Source organism: Alcanivorax sp. (assembly GCF_051117345.1).
In the GTDB taxonomy this organism is placed as follows: domain Bacteria; phylum Pseudomonadota; class Gammaproteobacteria; order Pseudomonadales; family Alcanivoracaceae; genus Alcanivorax.
Map to the genome: position 1 here is coordinate 1 of NZ_JBNPEC010000100.1, position 21,512 is coordinate 21,512.

General features: G+C 60.0%; 19 protein-coding genes. 12 read left to right on the forward strand and 7 right to left on the reverse strand.

Annotated features, from left to right (window positions below; all coding sequences use genetic code 11):
* The first annotated feature begins 121 nt into the window (after positions 1 to 121).
* Positions 122 to 844 (forward strand): YebC/PmpR family DNA-binding transcriptional regulator, encoded by a 723-nt coding sequence (locus ACFE0K_RS06465; protein WP_434535283.1) that lies wholly within the window; start codon positions 122 to 124, stop codon positions 842 to 844.
* A gap of 147 nt (positions 845 to 991) precedes the next feature.
* Here ACFE0K_RS06465 and ACFE0K_RS06470 read toward each other — a convergent pair whose 3' ends face one another.
* From ACFE0K_RS06470 to mfd, 6 genes are all read right to left on the reverse strand, one after another.
* Complete coding sequence (locus tag ACFE0K_RS06470; protein WP_434535284.1) at positions 992 to 2,095, reverse strand: dihydrolipoamide acetyltransferase family protein; 1,104 nt, start codon at positions 2,093 to 2,095, stop codon at positions 992 to 994.
* Positions 2,096 to 2,216: 121 nt separating this feature from the next.
* A complete protein-coding gene (locus tag ACFE0K_RS06475) occupies positions 2,217 to 3,224 on the reverse strand; it encodes an alpha-ketoacid dehydrogenase subunit beta (protein WP_434535285.1) in 1,008 nt (335 codons plus the stop codon).
* A complete protein-coding gene (gene pdhA, locus ACFE0K_RS06480) occupies positions 3,217 to 4,287 on the reverse strand; it encodes a pyruvate dehydrogenase (acetyl-transferring) E1 component subunit alpha (RefSeq protein ID WP_434535286.1) in 1,071 nt (356 codons plus the stop codon). The genes ACFE0K_RS06475 and pdhA overlap by 8 nt, the downstream gene beginning before the upstream one ends.
* Positions 4,288 to 4,296: 9 nt before the next feature.
* Positions 4,297 to 5,349: a Glu/Leu/Phe/Val dehydrogenase dimerization domain-containing protein gene (locus ACFE0K_RS06485; RefSeq protein ID WP_434535287.1), complete on the reverse strand. Its 1,053-nt coding sequence runs from the start codon at positions 5,347 to 5,349 to the stop codon at positions 4,297 to 4,299.
* Positions 5,350 to 5,631: 282 nt separating this feature from the next.
* Positions 5,632 to 6,225: a peptidoglycan binding protein CsiV gene (locus tag ACFE0K_RS06490; RefSeq protein WP_434535288.1), complete on the reverse strand. Its 594-nt coding sequence runs from the start codon at positions 6,223 to 6,225 to the stop codon at positions 5,632 to 5,634.
* A gap of 240 nt (positions 6,226 to 6,465) precedes the next feature.
* Positions 6,466 to 9,957, reverse strand: coding sequence for a transcription-repair coupling factor (mfd, locus tag ACFE0K_RS06495; RefSeq protein WP_434535289.1), 3,492 nt, complete (start codon positions 9,955 to 9,957; stop codon positions 6,466 to 6,468).
* 236 nt (positions 9,958 to 10,193) lie between these two features.
* Between mfd and tesB the strand changes: the two genes are divergently transcribed.
* The 11 genes from tesB to nqrM all read left to right on the forward strand — a co-directional run bounded on the left by tesB (position 10,194) and on the right by nqrM (position 20,887).
* A complete protein-coding gene (gene tesB / locus ACFE0K_RS06500; protein WP_434535290.1) occupies positions 10,194 to 11,072 on the forward strand; it encodes an acyl-CoA thioesterase II in 879 nt (292 codons plus the stop codon).
* Positions 11,069 to 11,656 (forward strand): uracil-DNA glycosylase family protein, encoded by a 588-nt coding sequence (locus tag ACFE0K_RS06505; RefSeq protein WP_434535291.1) that lies wholly within the window; start codon positions 11,069 to 11,071, stop codon positions 11,654 to 11,656. Before tesB ends, ACFE0K_RS06505 begins: the two co-directional genes overlap by 4 nt.
* Positions 11,657 to 11,801: 145 nt before the next feature.
* Positions 11,802 to 13,241: a glyceraldehyde-3-phosphate dehydrogenase gene (locus ACFE0K_RS06510; RefSeq protein ID WP_434535292.1), complete on the forward strand. Its 1,440-nt coding sequence runs from the start codon at positions 11,802 to 11,804 to the stop codon at positions 13,239 to 13,241.
* 268 nt (positions 13,242 to 13,509) lie between these two features.
* Positions 13,510 to 14,856 carry a Na(+)-translocating NADH-quinone reductase subunit A gene (locus ACFE0K_RS06515; RefSeq protein ID WP_434535293.1) on the forward strand — a complete coding sequence of 449 codons (1,347 nt, stop codon included), beginning with the start codon at positions 13,510 to 13,512 and terminating at the stop codon, positions 14,854 to 14,856.
* Positions 14,857 to 14,858: 2 nt separating this feature from the next.
* Positions 14,859 to 16,091, forward strand: a complete 1,233-nt coding sequence (locus ACFE0K_RS06520) for an NADH:ubiquinone reductase (Na(+)-transporting) subunit B (RefSeq protein WP_434535294.1) — start codon at positions 14,859 to 14,861, stop codon at positions 16,089 to 16,091.
* Positions 16,092 to 16,889 (forward strand): Na(+)-translocating NADH-quinone reductase subunit C, encoded by a 798-nt coding sequence (locus ACFE0K_RS06525; protein WP_434535295.1) that lies wholly within the window; start codon positions 16,092 to 16,094, stop codon positions 16,887 to 16,889.
* The gene (locus ACFE0K_RS06530) at positions 16,889 to 17,554 is read left to right on the forward strand and encodes an NADH:ubiquinone reductase (Na(+)-transporting) subunit D (protein ID WP_297762918.1); all 666 of its coding nucleotides are present in this window, start codon (positions 16,889 to 16,891) and stop codon (positions 17,552 to 17,554) included. Before ACFE0K_RS06525 ends, ACFE0K_RS06530 begins: the two co-directional genes overlap by 1 nt.
* 12 nt (positions 17,555 to 17,566) lie before the next feature.
* Positions 17,567 to 18,187: an NADH:ubiquinone reductase (Na(+)-transporting) subunit E gene (gene nqrE / locus ACFE0K_RS06535; RefSeq protein WP_297762920.1), complete on the forward strand. Its 621-nt coding sequence runs from the start codon at positions 17,567 to 17,569 to the stop codon at positions 18,185 to 18,187.
* A gap of 16 nt (positions 18,188 to 18,203) precedes the next feature.
* Positions 18,204 to 19,433 carry an NADH:ubiquinone reductase (Na(+)-transporting) subunit F gene (gene nqrF / locus ACFE0K_RS06540; RefSeq protein ID WP_434535296.1) on the forward strand — a complete coding sequence of 410 codons (1,230 nt, stop codon included), beginning with the start codon at positions 18,204 to 18,206 and terminating at the stop codon, positions 19,431 to 19,433.
* Positions 19,434 to 19,638: 205 nt separating this feature from the next.
* Positions 19,639 to 20,649 (forward strand): FAD:protein FMN transferase, encoded by a 1,011-nt coding sequence (locus tag ACFE0K_RS06545; RefSeq protein WP_434535297.1) that lies wholly within the window; start codon positions 19,639 to 19,641, stop codon positions 20,647 to 20,649.
* A 1-nt stretch (position 20,650) separates the two neighbouring features.
* Complete coding sequence (gene nqrM, locus ACFE0K_RS06550) at positions 20,651 to 20,887, forward strand: (Na+)-NQR maturation NqrM (RefSeq protein ID WP_198030647.1); 237 nt, start codon at positions 20,651 to 20,653, stop codon at positions 20,885 to 20,887.
* A gap of 231 nt (positions 20,888 to 21,118) precedes the next feature.
* On the opposite strand, the gene ACFE0K_RS06555 is transcribed toward nqrM, so the two are convergent.
* The coding region (locus ACFE0K_RS06555; protein ID WP_434535298.1) for a peptidase C39 family protein at positions 21,119 to 21,512 on the reverse strand (394 nt) is incomplete at its 5' end.

The following is a 21,512-nucleotide window of genomic DNA, read 5'->3' on the forward strand; positions in this document are numbered from 1 at the left end:
TCTTTACCGGAACGATTACACTTCAGGAGTGATGATGAGGGGGTTAGTCTCCGGGCGTAGGTAATTTCCCGTTTTTCCCCTAGAATCTGCGGCTGACTATCAATCTCGGAGCAAGTATTCCATGGGCCGCGCCTACCAGAACCGAAAAGAATCCATGGCGAAAACCTCGGACATGAAAGCCAAGGTTTACAGCCGCTATGGTCGTGAGATCTATGTGTGCGCCAAGGCCGGTGGCCTGGATCCCTCCGCCAACCTGGCCCTGCGCGGTCTGATTGACCGGGCCAAGAAGGATCAGGTGCCTGGCCATGTGATCGAGAAAGCCATCGACAAGGCCAAGGGTGGTGGTGGCGAAGATTTTGCCCCGGCCCGTTACGAGGGTTATGGCCCAGGCGGTTGCATGGCGATCATCGAGTGTCTTACCGACAATCCCAACCGGACCTTCGGTGATGTGCGCGTGGCGTTCACCAAGACCAAGTGCAAGATCGGCACCCAGGGTACCGTGGCCCACATGTTCGATCATTCGGCCATTTTCGTGTTCCGTCATGATGATGAAGAAGCGGTGCTGGAAGCGCTGATGGAAGCGGATGTGGATGTCACCGATATCGAGAGCGAAGACGGCATGCTCACCGTATTCACTCCCAACACCGAATATGCCAAGGCCCGCCAGGCGCTTACCGGCGCTTTCGAAGGAGTCGACTTCGAGGTGGATGAAATCCAGTTTATTCCCCAGAGCTTCACCACAGTGAGCGGTGATGATCGGGAGCTGTTCGATAAATTCCTGACCATGCTCAACGATCTGGACGATGTGCAGAACGTATATCACAACGTGGAGCTGGCGGAATAAAAGACTTTTTTACCACAGAGAACACCGAGTAAAAACAGGAAAGACGCTATCGTTGTCGCGAGGCAACCCCTTCAGTGTCACTGGAAAATAGCTGCCCGATCTTTTCCTCTGTGTCTCGGTGCCCTCTGTGGTAAAACGCCTTCGTTTCTACAGGGCGAGATCGGCGAGCAGCGCAGCCAGGAACCTGGAAGCCTGCCCGCCATTCAGGGCGCGGTGGTCGAAGGTGACACTGACCGGTAGCTGCACATCCTCGAATAACTCCCCATTGCGAATACCCGGTTGGGTGAAGCGTTTTCCCGCGCCGACGATGGCCACCTGGGGCGGCACCACAACCGGGGTGGCATAGCGGCCCCCCAGGGTGCCGAAGTTGCTCAGGGTAATCGTTGCGCCTTGCAGTTCTTTTGCCGGAATTTTTCGCTGTTCCACATCCCGGCGCAGGTGATTGAGCCCTTCACGTAAATCGCCAGGCTCCCGATTAGCCACGTCACGCAGCACGGGTACGAACAGGCCGTCCGGCGTGTCGACAGCGATGCCCAGGTCCACTTTTTCCACTACCCGCATGCTCAGGTGCTCGCCGTCGAACCAGGCGTTCATTGCCGGTTCTGCCTGGCAGCCGGCGACGATGGCGCGAATCAGGCGCAGGGTGATATCCGCGTCTGCTGACCAGTGGCTGACGCTGACCTGGTCGAACAGACTGACCGGGACTACCTGTTGGCCGGCGCTGGCCATGGTCTTTGCCATGGTGCGTGCCACACCTTTCAGTGGCGTGCTGTCGCCGTGGCTGTGTTCCAGGCTGGCGTCCTGTTGCACGTCTTCCAGCGTAATGCTGGCTCTCGGGCCGTTGCCCCTGATCCGACCTAGGTGTCCGCTCAGGTGGTGTGCCAGGCCGCGGATGGCCGGTGTGGTACCACCTGAGGGGCGGCTGTCCGGCACGGCGCCGACCACAAAATTGTCGGGATTGTCCGCATCTTCCTGGCTTTGCAGATTGCCCACCACGGTCTGGCTACCGCTGCCCTCGTCACCGGCAAAGGCCAGCAGCGGTTCGCCGGTATGCACCAGATCGCCGTTGGCCACGAACAGGGTGGCGATGGTGCCGTCCTGGGGGGCGGGGATATCGACAATGGCCTTGGCGGTTTCCACGCTGAGCAGCAGGTCATCCACCGTCACGGTGTCACCTTCCTTCACGTGCCACTCGACCACTTCCGCTTCCTGCAAACCTTCGCCCAGATCGGGCAGGGTGAAGTAGGGCATGGTATGGCTCCTTTGCCGTTTGCTGACACGCTAGACGCTTCACGTCGACACGCAGGGATACGTAGGAGCGTCGCTGGCGGCGCGATAGCCCAACGGTGACGAGTTGCGTGCAAGTGCTCCCTCAATACTCCAACGTTTTCTTCGCCGCCGCCACGATCCGCTCTACGCTCGGCATGTAATGCTGCTCCATGGCGAAGTAGGGCATGGGGCAGTCGTAGCCGGTGACACGCTCAATCGGGGCGAGCAGATGCATGAGGGCGTCGCTGGCCAGGGTGGCGGCAATCTCGGCGCCGACGCCGCCGTTGTATGGGGCTTCGTGGATGATGACCACGCGGCCGGTCTTGCTGGCGGTGGCGATCAGGGTGTCCCGGTCCAGCGGGTTGAGGGTGGCCACGTCGATCACTTCCGCCTTGATGCCGTCTTCCGCCAGTTGCTCTGCTGCCGTCAGGGTTTCGTGGACCATGGCGCCCCAGCTGATCAGGCTCACGTCTTCGCCGGCGCGCAGGGTAAAGCAGCGGTCCAGAGGCAGGGGCTCATCCTCCAGCTCCACCGGCAGCCGTTGCAGGCGGTAGAGCCGTTTCGGCTCCAGGAACAGCACCGGGTCCGGGCAGGCGATAGCGGCGCGCAGCAGGCCGTAGGCTCTCGCCGGGGAAGAGGGAATCACCACCCGCAGGCCGGGGATATGGGCAAACAGGGCCTCGGTGCTTTCACTGTGATGTTCCGGGGCGTGGATGCCGCCGCCGAAGGGCGCGCGGATCACCAGCGGGCAGCTCAGCCGCCCCCGGGTGCGGTTGCGCAGGCGGGCGGCGTGGCTGATCAGTTGTTCCAGGGCGGCGTAGATAAAGCCCATGAACTGGATCTCGGCCACCGGTTTCAGTCCCTGGCTGGCCATGCCCACCGCCAGGCCGGCGATCAGGTTTTCCGCCAGCGGGGTGTCCATGACCCGACGGAAACCAAACGTCTCTTTCAGACCTTCGGTAGCGCGGAATACCCCGCCGTTGGTGGCGATGTCCTCGCCCAGCACCACCACCTTGTCATCGGCTTCCATGGCGTGGCGCAGGGCCTGGTTGACTGCTTCCAGCAGGTTGAGCGGGACGCTGGTGTCCGGGTGTTGTTGGGCGCTATGCATGCTGGCCTCCGGTTTGCTCCGGGCTGAGCGTTGCCAGTGCGGCCCGTTGTGCCTTGAGGGACTCGGGCAACTCGGCGTAGAGATAGTCGAGCATGTCGGTGGGGGGCTGTGGTGGCTGGTTCAGGTACGTTTCCACCGCGTTATCCACCTGTTGCTGGCACTGGGCCAGCCACTGCTTTTCCTGCTCGGCATCCCAGTGTCCGGCGTCGGCCAGGGCCTGGCGCAACCGTGCCACCGGTTCCCGTTGCCAGGCGTTGTGCAGGTCGCTGGCCTTGCGGTAGCGGCTGGCGTCGTCGGCGGTGGTGTGGTCGCCAAGCCGGTAGCTCACCGCTTCGATCAGGGTGGCGCCCTTGCCGTGGCGTGCCTTGTCCAGGGCGTAATCCAGCGCTTCCAGCAGGGCGGGCAGGTCATTGCCGTCCACCTGGAAGCCTTCGATGCCGGCTGCCACGGCTTTCTGGGCGATGGTGTCGCTGGCAGTCTGCAGGCTGCGTGGCACGGAGATAGCCCATTGGTTGTTGTTGACCATTACCACCAGCGGTAGCTGCCAGACGCCAGCCACGTTGAGAGTTTCATGGAAGTCTCCCCGTGAGGTGGCGCCATCACCGCAGGTAGCCAGCACGGCGGCTTGCGCGTGGTCCAGCTTGGCTTTGGTGGCGATGCCGGCAGCTTGGGTAAGCTGGGTGGCGATGGGCACGCAGTTGGGCAGGTCGCGGGCGGCGGGGGTATCCGCCGGGAAGGCATTACCGCGCTCGTCGCCACCCCAGTACTGCAGGATCTGATACAGCGGTACGCCGCGCAGGTACTGGGTGGCGTGGTCCCGATAGTAGGGTACGAAGACGTCGCTATCGTGCAGAGCCATGCCGCCGGCGGTGGCGATGGCCTCGGCGCCCAGGCAGGAGGCATAGGTGCCCAGTTTGCCGGTGCGTTGCAGGTTCACCGCCTTCTTGTCGAAGGTGCGAATCAATGCCATGTGGCGGTAGCCATCCACCAGTCGTGGCCAGTCCGGGTTCTCCGGCAGGTCCGGCAGTTGGTGGTGCATGGTATAGGGCGTGGAAGTGAACATCGCATCCTCCTAGGCAACTTTCCAGGCGTGCTTACCGGTTTCATCGTGCAGACGCTGTTCTGCCTGCCAGTCGGCCATTTGTGCCGGGCTGAGCTGTCTACGGTCAGCCTCATCCAGCAACAGGCTGAGGGTGTGGCCAATGCCGATCACTTTTTGCCGGATGGCGCTGTGATTTTCCTGTCGGTGGCCCAGCGCCAGCGAAATCAGACCGCCGGCGTTATTGAGGTAGTCCGGCGTGTAGAGAATGTCGCGCTCGCGCAGCCGTTGGGCGTCGTCGTCGCTGGCCAGCTGGTTGTTGGCGGCGCCCACGATAAGGTCGGCCTGCAGGCGGGGAATGGTATCGGTGTTCAGCACGCCGCCCAGGGCACAGGGCATGAAGATATCGCAGGCCACATCATAGATGCTGTCGGCAGGCACCCAGTGGGTGTTCAGGCGATCTGCCAGCCGGTGAGCCCGGCGCGGGTCCAGATCGGCCAGGGTGAGTCGGGCGCCGGCGCGGGCCAGCATAAGCGCCAGCTGACTGCCCACATGGCCCAGGCCCTGAATGGCGATGTGCAGGCCCCTGGCTCCATGGCGCTGGAAGCGGTGGCGGATAGCCGCATCCAGGGCGGCGAATACACCCAGGGCGGTATAGGGTGACGGGTCCATGCCGTCGCCGGAAAAGCCCCACACATGGCGGGTTTGGGTGGCTACCTGGTCCAGATCGGTGATTTCCGTGCCGGCGTCCATGGCGGTGATATAGCGCCCGCCCAGGCGGTTAACGGCGTCACCGAAGGCCCGGTAAAGGGCGGCCCGGTCGTAGGGTTTGTCCGGTTCCATGATCACCGCCTTGCCGCCTCCAAGCGGCAGGCCAGCCAGGGCTGCCTTGTAGCTCATGCCACGGGCCAGACGGCAGACGTCATTCAGAGCAGTGTGATCATCGGGGTAGGGAAGACAGCGACAGCCACCGAGGGCTGGGCCCAGTCGGGTGGAGTGCAGGGCGATCAGGGCGCGCAGACCGGTTGCCGGATCCCGGAATTGGTGGAGTTCGGCGACGTCGGTCTGTTCGAGGGTAGCGAACATGGCAACGGCTCCTTTCCCGGCGGGGCGGGTAGGCCCGTTCGGGATCGTATTGTCCGGGCCGGGTAAGGCCCTTGGATTTACTTTAGCGCGGTAATCGAAGGCGTGCCTGTACGGATCTGTTATTTCTGACAGGCGGTGTTATTGGGTGGGGGAATAACAACACACGGCTGGCTAGCCGAAGTAGGAGCGCCTCTCGAGGCGAGAATTGTGCTTGGCACGGCGTATCGCAAGCAGGTTCGCGCCTCGAGAGGCGCTCCTACAAGTGCCGGAAATGGAAGGCGGTTAGCGGGTGATGCGCACCAGCATACCGAACATGGGGTGGTCGAAGTAATAGACTTCGTGGCCGGTGAGGCGACGGCTTTCGTCGATGTCCACGTAGAAACGCTGGCCATTGCTCTGGGTATTGAACCAGATGCGTGGCTCCACATGGACGTAGCGCGATTCACTGAAATGCAGGGTGCCTTCCAGTTCTGGCACGTTGCCGTCATCCGTGGCCAGGGTCTGGCCGCCGCTTAGATAAACCGGCAGGGTGTCGCCCTTGTCACCAATGGGCTGGCTCCAGGCCTTGTGGTAGAGCTGGCGGTAATCACCGGTGCTGGCCATGCGTTCCATCATGTATTGCAGCACGGTCTGGTCTTCCGGCAGAGGTTGCCAGGCGCCGCGGGACAGGGCGTCCGGGTCGACATATTCACTGGCTTGCGGTGCGCCGATGCTCACCGACCGGGAGGCGTAGCGGGGTTGGAGATCGGCGGGCCAGATTTCTTCGCTGCTGCCGTGATCACGGGCGAATATCAGGACTTCAACGTTGTACCAGCTCTGGGCAGTGACAGGGGTGGCCATGAGGGCCAGCACAGCCAAAAAGAATGCGCGAAGCATCGGGATCTCCTTTGGTGGCCTGTGAGCAGGCCTTATCTTGATACTGACGCGGAGGCGTGCCCCTCCTGTTGCCTGTCGGATGCTCCGCTGGGGCGGAGAGTCCGGTGCTTTCCTGACGCCTGTTTGCCTCGGCTGAGACAAGGCGTTGCCCTGCACCCACGTCATTTTTTATTTCAACGACTATAACCAGTTCACACAGTCAATTCACGACTAACCGCCTGACCGGTCGGTTTTCACGAATTAACTGCCGGTGTCCTGCTTGATGCTCTGGGCTGCCAGGCGCTTGAGCAGGGCGTCTACCACCTCAATGCGTTCCTCTGGCGTTTCGCTGTCTTCCACAAAACGCAGGGCATTGGCGCCTTCCAGCTTGTAGCGGTTGGGGCCGGACTGGACCAGCTTGACGATGGTCAGCGGGTCCACCGGGGTGCGCTCGCCGAATTCCAGCTTGCCGCCGCCGGCGTGAGCATCGAGTCGAGTGATGCCCAGTCGTTCCGCCTGCTGGCGCAGTTCGGTGACCGCGAACAGGTTTTTTACCGGTTCCGGCAGCAGGCCGAAGCGGTCGATCATTTCTACCTGCAGCTCTTTCAGGCCATTGCGGGTCTTGCAGCCAGCAATGCGCTTGTAGAGGGTCAGGCGGCCGAACACGTCCGGCAGATAGTCCTCGGGAATCAGCGCAGGGATGCGCAGGTTCAGTTCCGGGCCCCCGCTGAGCGGTTTTTCCACGTCCGGTTGTTCGCCCCGCTTCAGGGCTTCCACGGCCTGCTCCAGCATTTCCATGTAGAGGCTGAAACCGATGGTGTGAATGTTGCCGTGTTGCTCTTCACCGAGCAGTTCCCCGGCGCCACGGATTTCCAGATCCTGGCTGGCCAGCATGAAGCCGGCGCCCAGATCGGTGGCCTGTTCGATGGCCTCCAGACGCTTGAGCGCGTCCTTGCTCATCACCTTGGGGCTGGGGGTGATCAGATAGGCATAGGCCTGGTGATGGCTGCGGCCCACCCGGCCTCGTAGCTGATGCAACTGAGCCAGGCCGAGCTTGTCGGCCCGATCGATGATGATGGTGTTGGCACTGGGCACGTCGATGCCGGTTTCGATGATGGTGGAACAGACCAGCACATTGAATCGCCGGTGGTAGAAGTCGCTCATCACCGCTTCCAGTTCCCGCTCGCGCATCTGCCCGTGGGCAATGCCCACGCGGGCATCGGGCACCAGCTTGCGGATGCTCTCGGCGGTCCGTTCCATGGTGTCGATATCATTGTGCAGGTAGTACACCTGACCGCCACGGAGCAGCTCGCGGAGCAAGGCTTCCTTGATGGTGGTGTCGTTGTGCTGCTGCACGAAGGTTTTTACCGACAGGCGTTTTTGCGGCGGGGTGGCGATGATGGAGATGTCGCGCATACCGCTGAAGGCCATGTTCAGGGTGCGGGGAATCGGCGTGGCGGTGAGGGTGAGGATGTCGCACTCGGCGCGCATCTGCTTGAGGCGCTCCTTGTGGCGTACGCCGAAGCGGTGTTCCTCATCCACGATGATCAGGCCCAAGTCGCTGAATGACACGGTTTCCTGAAGCAACTGGTGGGTGCCGATCAGGATATCCACCTTGCCTTCCTTCAGACGCTTCAGCACCTGGGTCTTGTCCTTGGCGCTGCGGAAGCGTGATAGCACTTCGATGTTTACCGGCCAGTCGGCAAAGCGGTCAGTGAAGGACTCGTAATGCTGCTGGGCAAGCAGGGTGGTGGGTACCAGCACCGCCACCTGGGTCTGGTTTTCCACCGCCACAAAGGCGGCGCGCATGGCCACTTCGGTCTTGCCGAAGCCCACATCGCCGCACACCAGCCGGTCCATGGGCTGGCTGGATTGCATATCGGCAATCACCGAGGCAATGGCGGCCTGCTGGTCCGGGGTTTCCTCAAAGGGGAAGCCGGCACTGAAGCGGTCGTAGTCGTTCATGTCCACGTCGAACTGCTTGCCCTGGCGGGCTTCGCGGCGAGCGTAGGTGTTGAGCAGTTCGGCGGCCACGTCGTGGATCTTTTCCGCGGCCTTCTGTCGTGCCTTGCTCCATTGCTCGGTACCCAGCCGGTTGAGCGGGGCGCTATCGCCGCCGCCGTAGCGGCTGATCAGATGTAGCGAGGACACCGGCACATAGAGCTTGTCGCCGCCGGCATATTCCAGCAGCAGGAACTCGTGTTGCTGGCGATCCACTTCCATATGGATCAGGCCCAGATAGCGGCCCACGCCATGCTCCATGTGCACCACCGGGGAGCCTTCGGTCAGTTCGCCCAGGGAGCGGAAGGCCTGTTCGGCGGCGCCGTCGTCGCTGCTGGATTTCCGACGCCGACGTTGCAGAACCCGTTCGCCGTAGAGGTCGTTCTCGGTGACCACCAGCAGTTCGTGTTCGGGGGCGTAGAAGCCCGCATCCAGCTCGCCGCGGGTCAGGCTCCAGCGCTCAGGCTGGGCGATAAAATCCGGCCAGTTGTCCTTCAGCGCGGGCTGGATACCGATTTTCTGCATCAGCTCCAGCAGGGCTTCGCGGCGACCGGCGGTTTCCGCACAGAGCAGAATGCGGGTGTCCGGATGGGCGTCGGAGAAGGTATGCAGCAGGGCCAGCGGGTTGCTGGCGCGCACGTCTGCGGTGAGTGGCGGCATCCGGGCTACATCGAACTGGATGGCGTTGCTGCTGGGGATGCCGCTGTCAGCCTGCCGAGCCCGGGGATGTTGCTTGAGGGCGGCTGCCAGCTCTTCCGGGCGCAGGTATAGCTTCCAGGGGGCCAGAATGGGCCGGTGGATATCGTGGCGTCGGGATTCGTAACGTTGCTCCACGTCGGCCCAGAAATGCTCTACAGCGTTTTGGCACTCGGCCAGTTCCACCAGCCGCACATCGTCGGGCAGGTAGTCGAACAGGGTGGCCATGGTCTCGAAAAACAGCGGCAGGTAGTACTCCAGCCCTGGAGCGGACAGGCCGTCGGAGACATCCTGATAGAGCGGCACACCGCGGGTGTCCACGTCGAAGGTGTCGCGGAAGGCGGTACGGAAGCGGCTGATACCGTCGGCGCTGAGCGGGTATTCCGCCGCTGGCAGCAGGGTGATGTCATCCACCTTGCCGGTGGAGCGCTGACTTTCCGGGTCGAACAGGCGCAGGGAGTCGATCTCGTCGTCGAACAGCTCGATGCGGAAGGGTTGATCAGCGCCCATGGGGAATATGTCCATGATGGCGCCGCGTACGGCGAATTCGCCGTGCTCGTAAACGTTATCCCGCTGTCGGTAGCCGCAGGACACCAGGCGGCTGCGGGTGGCTTCCATATCAAAGGTGTCGCCGACCTTGAGCAGGAAGCTGTTGCCAGTGATGTGCAGTGGCGGGGCCAGCCGCTGCATCAGGGTATTCACTGGTACTACCAGGATGCCCTTGTGACTGGTGGGCAACTGGTGCAGCACGCGGATGCGGTCGCTGATGATGTCCTGGTGGGGGCTGAACAGGTCGTAGGGCAGGGTCTCCCAGTCCGGAAACAGCATCACCGGCGTATCGTTACCCTGATCCCCGCTACCGGTCAGGTAGAACTCCAGCGAGTCGGCAAGGAGTTGTGCGCGACTGCTGTTGGGAGCCAGCACCACAAACAGATGATCCTGGCTGCGTGCCAGTTCGGCCAGCACGGCAGCCATGCTGCCGCTGTCCAGCCCGGCCCAGTCTTTATAGTGCTCGCGGCCGGTGGGGAAGAGGCTGCTGTCGGGGAGTAACTTCATGCAGACCCGTGTCCTGCGTGTTCGGTGGGGTATCAGGCGGCGTATTGTAGCGGCGGGGGGCTCGCACGGCCATCTTGCAGGGGGTACGAGGCACGAGTCGTGAAGACCCGGCGAAGCGGGGGGGGGTTGCCTTTCGAAACTCGCTCCTCGCAACTCGCGTCTTGCCCTTGGGACTGAACAAGCTTCGCCCAAGACGTTACCATGGCAGCCTGATTTGTTTGCGCTGAGGATTGGGTATGAATGCATCGGTTCGGGAACTGATGACGCTGTTTGATCTGGAACAGCTCGAGAATAATTTGTTCAGGGGTCAGAGCCAGGCCAATGGTCAGCAGAGTGTGTTCGGCGGGCTGGTGGCCGGGCAGGCCTTGCTGGCAGCCTCGAAAACCGTGCCGACGGACCGGTCGGTGCACTCCCTGCATGCCTATTTCCTGCGGGCCGGGGATTTTACCAAACCGATTGTCTATGACGTGGACCGGATTCGTGACGGCAAAAGCTTCACCACTCGCCGGGTCAATGCCATCCAGCATGGCCGGCCGATTTTCTCGTTGGCAGCGTCCTATCAGGTAGACGAGGAGGGCGTGTCCCACCAGGCGCCCATGCCGGAGGTGGCGGGCCCCGAGGGGTTGGAGAATGACGAGGCGGCCCGGAAGAAACTGGTGGCCAGGTTGCCGGAGCAGTATCGCGAGGCCTTTCTGCAGGACCGGCCGGTGGAGTTCCGCCCGGTCACTCCCCGTGATCCGATTTCTTCCCAGCCGGAGCCACCGGTACGGGAGGTCTGGTTCAAGGTGGTCGATTCGGTCGACGCAGACCCCATGACCCAGCGGGCCTTGTTAGCCTATTGCTCGGATTTTGGGCTGATGGGTACGGCCATGCTGCCCCACGGCATGAACTTCTGGCAGCCCCATGTGCAGTGCGCCAGCATCGACCACGCCATGTGGTTCCATGGCGATTTCCGCATCGATGAATGGCTGCTCTATCGCAGTGAAAGCCCCTTTGCCGGTGGCTCCCGGGGGATGAACTTCGGTTCCATCTATCGTCAGGACGGCACCCTGGTGGCCTCGGTGGCCCAGGAAGGGCTGATGCGCCTGCACCGCTCGGACAGCCCGGCAGCATGAGCCGGCTGATCCCTCTGCTGGAGGAAGTCAGGGCCTGCCGGCTGTGCGAGCCCCATTTGCCGCTGGGGCCGCGTCCGGTGGTGCGGGCCGGGGAGGGAGCCCGGCTGCTGATCGTGGGGCAGGCGCCGGGCACCCGGGTCCATGAAACCGGCATTCCCTGGAATGATCCCTCCGGGGACCGACTGCGCGACTGGCTGCAAATGGACCGGGAGGCCTTCTATGACGAAAACCGCATCGCCATTATTCCCATGGGATTCTGTTATCCGGGCCGCGGTAAGGGGGGTGACCTGCCGCCCCGCCCGGAATGTGCCCCCCAATGGCATGAGCGGTTGCTGGCGGAGCTGCCGGACCTGCAGCTGACCCTGTTGGTGGGGCAGTACGCCCAGAAGTACTACCTGCCAGAGCCGGGCAAGACCCTGTCGGACAATGTCCGTGATTTCGCCCGGGCCCTGCAGTATGGCTACTTCCCGCTACCCCATCCGAGCCCGCGAAACCGGTTATGGCTGCGCCAGCGGCCCTGGTTCGAGGAAGAGGTGTTGCCGGTGTTGCGTGAACGTGTGAAAGCATTGTTCGTGAAACCGTAATATCCCCGCCATTTGGGTGGATAAACGCGGCGTTTGGCGATATTATTCGCGCCCCAAACTCCACCGCCGGTGAACGTAGAAACCGGGCATTTCGGTGCCAGCCACGGTTTTCTTCACCCGAACCCAACCTGAGAGGGGCATCTCCGTGAACAAACTGGAAGACCACTTCGGACGCTGGAAGAACCGCGAAGAAATCGCAGAAGCCATGATCCCGATGATCGGCAAACTGCATCGCGAAAAGAACGTCACCACCACTGTTTACAGCCGCTCCCTGGTCAACAAGTCTGTTATCCAGATCCTGAAAGCCCACCGTTTCGTCAAGCAGGTCGAAGATTCCGAGCTGTCCGTGGTGGATTCCTTCCCGATTCTGCAGGAAGTGAACAAGCTGGACCTGGGTCCTTGCCGCATCGATATCGGCAAACTGGCGGTAGAGTACAAGAAAGACAATCGCGGCCTGTCCATTGAGGACTATGTCCGCGAAGAGCTGGCCGAAGCGGTCAATAACAAGGGGCCGGTACCCAGCTCCACGGACGTGGTGCTGTACGGTTTCGGTCGTATCGGCCGCATCCTGGCTCGTCTGTTGATCGAGAAAGCCGGTTCCGGTGATGGCCTGCGTCTGAAGGCCATCGTGGTTCGCGAATCCGGCAAGGGCGACCTGCAGAAGCGTGCCAGCCTGCTGCGTCGTGATTCTGTGCACGGCCCGTTTGCCGGCACTATCGCCGTGGATGAAGACGAAAACGCCATCATCGCCAACGGCAACTTCATCAAGGTGATCTACTCCAGCGATCCGTCTTCCATCGATTACACCGAGTACGGCATCAACAATGCCGTGGTGATCGACAACACCGGTAAGTGGCGTGATTCTGAAGGCCTGTCCCAGCACCTGCAGTGCAAGGGTGTTGCCCGTGTCATGCTGACTGCGCCTGGCAAAGGCGATATGAAAAACATTGTTCATGGTGTGAACAATGACATGATCGAGGACAGCGACAAGATCATTTCCGCTGCCAGCTGCACCACCAATGCCATCGTGCCGCCACTGAAAGCCCTGGAAGACAAGTTCGGCATCGAATACGGCCACGTGGAAACCGTGCACTCCTACACCAACGACCAGAACCTGCTGGATAACTTCCACAAAGGTCCCCGTCGTGGTCGCTCCGCACCCCTGAACATGGTGCTGACCGAAACCGGTGCGGCGACGGCTGCTGCCAAGGCGCTGCCGTCCCTGCAGGGCAAGCTCACCGGCAACTCCATCCGGGTGCCTACCCCGAACGTGTCCATGGCGATCCTCAACCTGACCCTGGGCAAGGAAACAACCCTGGAAGAACTCAACGAGTACCTGCGTTGGGTGAGCCTGCATTCTCCGCTGCAGCGTCAGGTGGACTTCGTGAGCAGCCCGGATGCGGTTTCCACCGACTTTGTGGGTTCCCGTCACGCTTCCGTGATTGATGCGGAGGCTACCATTGTCAGTGGGCGTCATTGCGTACTGTACGTGTGGTACGACAACGAGTTCGGCTACAGCTGCCAGGTACTGCGTATCCTGCAGCAGATCTCCGGGGTGGAATACCCGGCGTACCCGAAAGACTGAACTGCGTTTGAAAGGAAGCCCGCGCTGCGGGCTTTTTTTCGGTGCATAACCGGGTTTTCTTTTGCACCAAAGTGGTTCTGTGCTACGAAAGACGGGTCGCACGGTGCTGGCGGACGGGCAGGTGCGTCTTTATAATGGCGCCGCCGGCTGCTGCCGGCTCCCAAGTGCAAATTCCGGTTTTAGCGAACATCCACGGCATTTCCCGCTTTTCGGGGCTTGCAGGCGGATGTGCCTCGACTTCAGCAACACGCAACGTGGGCGAGAAACTATGATTAAAGTCAGGAAGGGCCTGGATCTGCCCATCACTGGTGCACCGCGCCAGGCGATTGAGGAAGGCCACCAGGTTCGTTCTGTTGCCGTGCTCGGCGGTGACTATGTGGGCATGAAACCCACCATGGAGGTCCGCGAGGGGGACGTGGTCAAGAAAGGCCAGTTGATCTTCACGGACAAGAAAACCGAGGGTGTGAAATACACCGCTCCTGCCGCTGGCAAGGTGGTGGCGATCAATCGCGGCCACAAGCGCGTCCTTCAATCGGTAGTGATTGAAGTGGCCGAGCAGGAAGACGAAGTCACCTTTGATTCCTACAGCGCCGACCAGCTAGCCGGCCTGGACCGTGAAGCGGTACAGCAGCAGCTGGTGGACTCTGGCGAGTGGACCTTGTTGCGGACTCGCCCCTTCGGCAAGGTACCCGCGCCGGGTAGCACCCCGAATTCCATTTTCGTTTCCGTTCTTGATACCAACCCGCTGGCCCAGGAGCCGGCACTGGTGATCAAGGAAAACGAACAGGCTTTCCGTCACGGTCTTGCCGTGTTGAGCCGTCTTACCGATGGCCCGGTCTGGGTATGTCGTGGCCCCAATACTGATCTGCCAAGCTTCGCCGGCGGTCAGGTGCGTGAAGAAGCCTTTGCCGGTAAGCACCCGGCGGGCAATGTGGGTACACACATTCATCACCTGGATCCGGTTAGCCTGAAAAAGATCGTCTGGTCCGTGGGTTATCAGGACGTGATTGCCATTGGTAAATTGTTCACCGAAGGCAAAATTTACTCCTCTCGGGTAGTGGCTCTGGCCGGCCCACAGGTGAAAACGCCTCGTTCCCTGCGTACCCGTGTGGGTGCCAGCACCGACGACTTCGCCCAGGGTGAGCTGAAAGACGGTGATAACCGCCTGATCAGTGGTTCTGTCTTTGGCGGCCATAACGCCCAGGGTCCGGTGGCTTTCCTGAGCCGCACCGGTAACCAGGTAACGGCGCTGTGCGAAGGCCATAAACGCGAATTGCTGGGGTATATCTCCCCGGGCGTGAATCGCTTCTCGGTGCTGAACATCTACCTGTCCAAGCTGATGCCGGGCAAGCGTTTCAACTTCACTACCACCACCAACGGGTCCGAGCGGGCCATGGTGCCGGTGGGGGCCTACGAGGAAGTGATGCCGCTGGATATCCTGCCGACTCAGTTGCTGCGTGCGCTGATCGTGGGTGATACCGACAGTGCCACGGCACTGGGCGCGCTCGAGCTGGTGGAAGAAGACCTGGCCCTGTGTACCTTCGTGTGCCCGGGCAAATACGAGTACGGTCCGATTCTGCGCGACAATCTCACCACCATTGAAGCGGAGAGCTGAGCATGGGCATGAGAAGTTTTCTGGACAACAAGGTCGCCCCGCATTTCCACGAGGGTGGCAAGTTCGAGAAGTATTACACCTTCTACGAAATGTTCGACACCATGCTGTACACCCCGGATTCGGTTACCCGGTCCTCCGCGCATGTGCGTGATGGTATCGATCTGAAACGGATCATGATGACGGTGTGGTTCTGCGCCTTCCCGGCGATTCTGTTCGGGCTGTGGAACACCGGTTATCAGGCCAACCTGCAAATTGCTGAAGGCTTTAGCCCGATTCCTGGCTGGCGCAGTGATCTGGTCATGGCCCTGGCAGGGTTTGATGCGGCCAGTTTATGGTCCAACCTGCTTCACGGCATGGTCTATTACGTGCCTATTCTGCTTGTGGTCTATCTGGGTGGTTTCATCTGGGAAGGCCTGTTTGCCTGGAAGCGCGGCCACGAAGTGAACGAAGGTTTCTTCGTAACGGGTATTCTGTTTACCCTGATTCTTCCCCCGGCAATTCCCCTGTGGCAGGTGTTCCTGGGGATTTCCTTCGGTGTGGTCATCGGTAAGGAAGTGTTCGGGGGTACCGGCAAGAACTTCCTCAACCCGGCGCTGGTCGGGCGGGCGTTCCTGTTCTTCGCCTATCCGGCAGAAATGTCCGGGGATGCAGTGTGGACTGCGGTGGACAATTTCTCCGGTGCCACGCCGCTGGCGCTGGCCGCTGCAGGACAGCTGGATTTCGCCAGCAATCTGACAGCGGATGCCGGTGCCAACATCAGCTGGATGCAGACCTTCCTGGGTGGTATCCAGGGCTCCATCGGTGAGACATCAACACTGGCGATTCTGATTGGTGGTGCAGCTCTGCTGCTCACCAAAGTGGCTTCCTGGCGCATCGTACTGGGTGTATTCCTGGGCATGGTGGCGCTCAGCACGTTGCTTAACGCGGTGGGCTCCGCCACTAACCCCATGTTTGCGATGCCCTGGTACTGGCACCTGACCGTGGGCAGCTTTGCCTTCGGTATGATCTACATGGCCACTGACCCGGTATCGGCCTCCATGACCAATGTGGGCAAGTACATCTTCGGTGCCCTGATCGGTGTCATGGTCGTATTGATCCGGGTGGTGAACCCGGCGTTCCCGGAGGGCGTGATGATGGCCATTCTGTTCTCCAACCTGTGTGCGCCGTTGATCGACCACTTTGTTGTGCAGGCAAATGTCCGTCGTCGCCTGCGCCGGACCGGGGGAGAAGTGTAAATGTCAGCAAATAAAGAAAGTGTCGGCAAAACGCTGCTGGTTGCCTTTCTGGTCTGTGTGGTTTGCGGTGTGGTGGTTGCCACCGCTGCAGTAAGCCTGCGGCCGGTACAGAGCAAGAACCAGCTGTTGGACAAACGCATGAACATCCTGCAAGCCGCTGGCCTGTATCAGCCGGGTGTGGATGTGAACAAGGTGTTCAAAAGCATTGAACGTCGTTTTGTTGACATCGACACCGGTGAGTATGTGGAGATGCCGGAATCCTACGACCAGCGCAAGGCAGCCAAGGACCCCCAACGGTCCGAGCGCCTCAGCGGTAAAGAGGACATTGCCGGTATCAAGTCCCAGGCGAACGTGGCAGAAGTGTTCCTGGCTCGCGGTGATGATGGTGACCTGAGCCGCATCATCCTGCCGGTACACGGCTATGGCCTGTGGTCCACCTTGTATGGTTTCCTGGCTCTTGAGCCGGATGCCAATACCGTTTCCGGTCTGGGTTTCTATGAACACGGCGAAACCCCGGGTCTCGGTGGCGAAGTGGACAACCCGAAATGGAAAGCCCTGTGGGAAGGCAAAAAGCTTTATGGTGAGCAGGGTGAAGTCGAAATCCAGGTGGTCAAAGGCACCGTGGACAGCAAGACGCCAAACGCCGAACACAAGGTGGATGGCCTGGCCGGCGCGACCCTGACCAGCAACGGTGTCAGCAATCTGCTGCGCTTCTGGGTCGGTGAAAACGGTTTCGGCCCTTACCTCAAGCGTATGCAGCAAGGTGAAGTGGTCGAACAGCAGGAAGGAGACGCGTAATGGCGGAGAAAACGAAGGACATCCTTTTAGGTCCGATTTTCGACAACAACCCCATCGCGCTGCAGATTCTCGGTATCTGCTCCGCCCTGGCGGTAACCAGTAACCTGAGCACTACGGTGACGATGTGTATCGCATTGACTACCGTAACCGCGTTCTCGAACTTTTTCGTCAGCTCGATTCGCAATTACATCCCGTCCAGCATCCGCATCATCGTGCAGATGACCATTATTGCCTCGCTGGTAATTGTGGTGGACCAGTTCCTGAAAGCCTATGCCTACGGCATTTCCAAGCAGCTGTCGGTGTTCGTGGGGCTGATCATCACCAACTGTATCGTGATGGGCCGCGCGGAAGCCTTCGCCATGAAAAACCCGCCGATCCCGTCCTTTCTGGATGGTGTGGGCAATGGTCTGGGTTACTCGGTGATCCTGCTGGGTCTGGGCTTCATTCGTGAACTGCTGGGTGCTGGCAGCCTGTTCGGACATCAGATCCTGACCAAGGCCGCTGACGGTGGCTGGTTCGTGACCAACGGCATGATGCTGTTGCCGCCCAGCGCCTTCTTCCTGATCGGTCTGTTCATCTGGGCGATCCGGGTATGGAAGCCTGAGCAGGTAGAAGAAGATACCTTCAAGATGAAGCCACACACCCGTGTCAGCGACGCGTTTTAACGGAGACGAGTAATGTTTGAACATTATCTAAGCCTGTTCGTCCGCGCCGTCTTTGTTGAAAACATGGCGCTGGCCTTCTTCCTGGGCATGTGTACTTTTATTGCCGTGTCCAAGAAGATCCAGACCGCGATCGGCCTCGGGGTTGCGGTGGTAGTGGTACTGACCATCACCGTGCCTGTGAACAACCTGATCCTTACCTACCTGCTGGACGAGAACGCCCTGGCGTGGACCGGGATTGAATCCCTGGCCAGCCTGGACCTGCGTTTCCTGGGCCTGCTCAGCTACATCGGCGTGATCGCCGCGTTGGTGCAGATCCTGGAAATGACCCTGGACAAGTATGTACCCAGTCTCTACAACGCCCTGGGTATCTTCCTGCCGCTGATTACCGTGAACTGCGCCATTCTGGGTGCGTCCCTGTTCATGGTGGAGCGGGATTACAGCTTTGGTGAGTCCATGGTTTACGGCGTCGGTGCCGGGGTTGGCTGGGCGCTGGCGATTACGCTGCTGGCGGGTATTCGCGAGAAGCTGAAGTACAGCGACGTGCCGGATGGCCTGAAAGGCCTGGGCATCACCTTCATCACCGTGGGGCTGATGTCTCTGGGCTTCATGTCTTTTTCCGGCGTGCAGCTGTAAGCGAAGGGGTTGAATCATGAGTTTTGAGATTATTCTCGGTGTGGTCATGTTCACCGCCATTGTGCTGGCATTGGTGGCGGTGATCCTGGTGGCCCGATCCCGGCTGGTGGCTAGCGGGAACGTGCACATCAACATCAACAATGATGAAGAAAAATCCATCGATGCCCCGGCTGGCGCCAAGCTGCTGGGGACCCTGGCCAATCAGGGTATCTTTTTGTCTTCCGCCTGTGGTGGCGGTGGTACCTGTGCTCAGTGCAAGTGTCAGGTTCTTGAAGGTGGTGGCGATATCCTGCCTACCGAAGAGGGCCACTTCACCAAGGGTGAGATTCGCGACGGCTGGCGCCTGAGTTGCCAGGTGAATGTGAAGCAGGACATGAAGATCGAAGTACCGGAAGAGTTTTTCGGTGTGAAGAAATGGGAGTGTGAGGTTATCGCCAACGGTAACGTTGCCACTTTCATTAAAGAGCTGACCTTGAAGCTGCCGGAAGGCGAGAACGTGGACTTCCGCGCCGGTGGTTATGTTCAGCTGGAAGCGCCGCCGTTTGAGGTGAAATTCGCTGATTTCGATATCGACGAAGAGTACCGGGGTGACTGGGAGCGCTTTAATTTCTTCGACTTGAGCTGCAAGAACAACGAGGAAGTGATTCGCGCCTACTCCATGGCGAACTATCCGGAAGAGAAAGGTATCCTCAAGTTCAATATCCGGATCGCCACGCCGCCTCCGGGCTCCAAGGATATCCAGCCCGGCATCATGAGCTCCTATGTCTTCAACCTGAAGCCGGGTGACAAGATTACCGTGTTCGGTCCCTTCGGCGAGTTCTTTGCCAAGAAGACGGATGCGGAAATGGTCTTCATCGGCGGCGGTGCCGGCATGGCGCCTATGCGCAGTCATATCTTCGATCAGCTCAAGCGTTTGAACTCCAAGCGCAAGATCAGCTTCTGGTACGGTGCCCGTAGCTGGCGTGAGACGTTCTACAATGATGAATATGACATGCTGGCCGAAGAGAACGATAACTTCGAATGGCATCTGGCGTTGTCTGATCCCCAGCCTGAAGATAACTGGGACGGTCTCACCGGCTTTATTCATAACGTGCTGTACGAGCAGTACCTGAAGGACCATCCGGCTCCTGAAGACTGCGAGTACTACATGTGTGGGCCGCCGATGATGAACGCCTCGGTGATCAAGATGCTTGATGACCTGGGTGTGGAACCGGAAAACATCCTGCTGGATGACTTCGGCGGATAACAGCTAAAGCGCCGACCCGCGGGTCGGCGTTTTTTTGAGTTGAAAGTTCAAAGTTTAAAGCTAAAAAGCGCAGAGCAGCTGGGTACACGGCTGGCAGTCGATGCCCGCGATTATCGGCTGCGGCGCGGCATCAGCGGCTAAAGGGCTGCATAAAGTCGTCGCGTTTGAACTTTCAACTCGCCCCTGAAAACACTGGAAACGAATAATGCTCCGTATTCTTCCTCTGCTGGTGCTTTGCCTGTCCCTGCTGTTTAGCGGCTGCGACGACAGCAAAAACCGCCTGTCCGTTCTCAGCGGCCCGACCATGGGCACCACCTGGAGCGTGAAGTTCAGTGGTACGCCGAAGGGTGGGGCGGAAGCGCTGAAAACAGATATCGAAGCGGCCCTGGAACAGGTCAACGCAGAAATGAGTACCTATCGGCCGGAGTCCAATCTGAGCCGTTTCAATGTGGCGGAAGCCGGCACGCTGATGGCGTTGCCGGAGGATACGGTGAAGGTACTGACAGCGGCGTTCGGCATTTCTTCGAAAACTGATGGGGCCTATGACGTGACGGTGGGGCCACTGGTCAATCTGTGGGGGTTTGGCCCGGACCCGGACCGTTTTGAGCCGCCGTCAGAGGACGAAATCAACGCCGCCATGGCGCGAGTTGGCTGGCAACAGTTGCTGTTGAATGACAATGCGCTTCTGCAGCCGGGGGATGTGTATGTGGACCTGTCCTCCATTGCCAAGGGCTTTGCTGTGGACAAGGTGGCAGAACTGCTGGAAAGCCAGGGCCTGAAAAACTATCTGGTGGAAGTGGGCGGCGAGTTGCGCGGTAGTGGCAGCAAGCCCTATGGTCAGCCCTGGCGGGTGGCCGTGGAACGCCCGATTGCCGGCGTACGGGAAGTGGAACAGGTAGTGGTACTAAAAGACATGGCCGTGGCTACCAGCGGCGATTACCGCAACTTCTTTGAATCGGATGGGCAACTGTATTCACATACCCTGGACCCGAGAACCGGTTATCCTGTGGATCATATGCTGGCATCGGTGTCGGTGCTGCACGAAAGCGCCATGATGGCGGACGGCCTGTCCACTGCCATGACCGTGCTGGGCCCGGAGGCCGGTATGGCGTTTGCCAAACAGCACGAACTGGCCGTGTTTTTTATTGTCAGAAAAGGTGAGGGCGTAGAAGAAATTTCCACGCCTGCCTTCGATGCAATCGTGGAGGAGAAATAACATGTTGATGACCATTATGGCCGCAGTGATCTTTATCGGCCTGCTATTCTCGGCCATGGCGGTCGGCGTGATTCTCTCCAACAAGCCGATCAAGGGCTCCTGTGGTGGCCTTGCCACATTAGGCATGAAAGAAGGCTGCGAAATCTGCGGCGGTGACCGGGGCAAGTGCGAGGAAAACACCCAGAAGGTGGACGGTGAAAAAGCCGCCGCCCTGGGCAAGGACGTGATGAAGATGTAACACCACGCCCGCCCAGAAAGAAGCCCGCCTCGCGCGGGCTTTTTTGTGTCTGGCTCTTCAAGGCAGGAAAATCATTTTTACCACAGAGAACTCAGAGTTCACTGAGAAAAAGACATCAGGGCTGAAGTTCGTGGGAAGAATTATTTCATGCTAACGCGTTGCAGGAGGGGCAGGTTTTACCTCTGCGACTCTGCGTCCTCTGTGGTAAAAAACCATACCCCCAAAACTTGGCTAAACACTCAACACCACCGCTGTGCGCAGCTTGGCCTGGCCGTACTTGCGCATCTGGTCGAACTTTTCCCGGGTGATCGGCACATGCTGGCAGTCCAGCGGTACCTGGTCTTCGCCCGGGTCCGGGTCGTGGATGTAGAAGCACTCATCGTCACTGCCACTGATGGCCACCCAGTGAGGAGCTTTGCGACCGTCCAGGCGCCAGGTGCTGATCAGGACCAGCACGATGCTGCCAGCGGCAATAGCATCGTCCAGATCCGCAGCACTGAAATCCTCGTAACAGATCGGCAGGGATTGAGCCTTGCAGGTCTCCACGAAATAGTTGTGAAGGGGGGTGATAACGGCTTTCTTTTCGCCGTCACGTACGGAGTCCACAAACAACGGGACGGTCTGG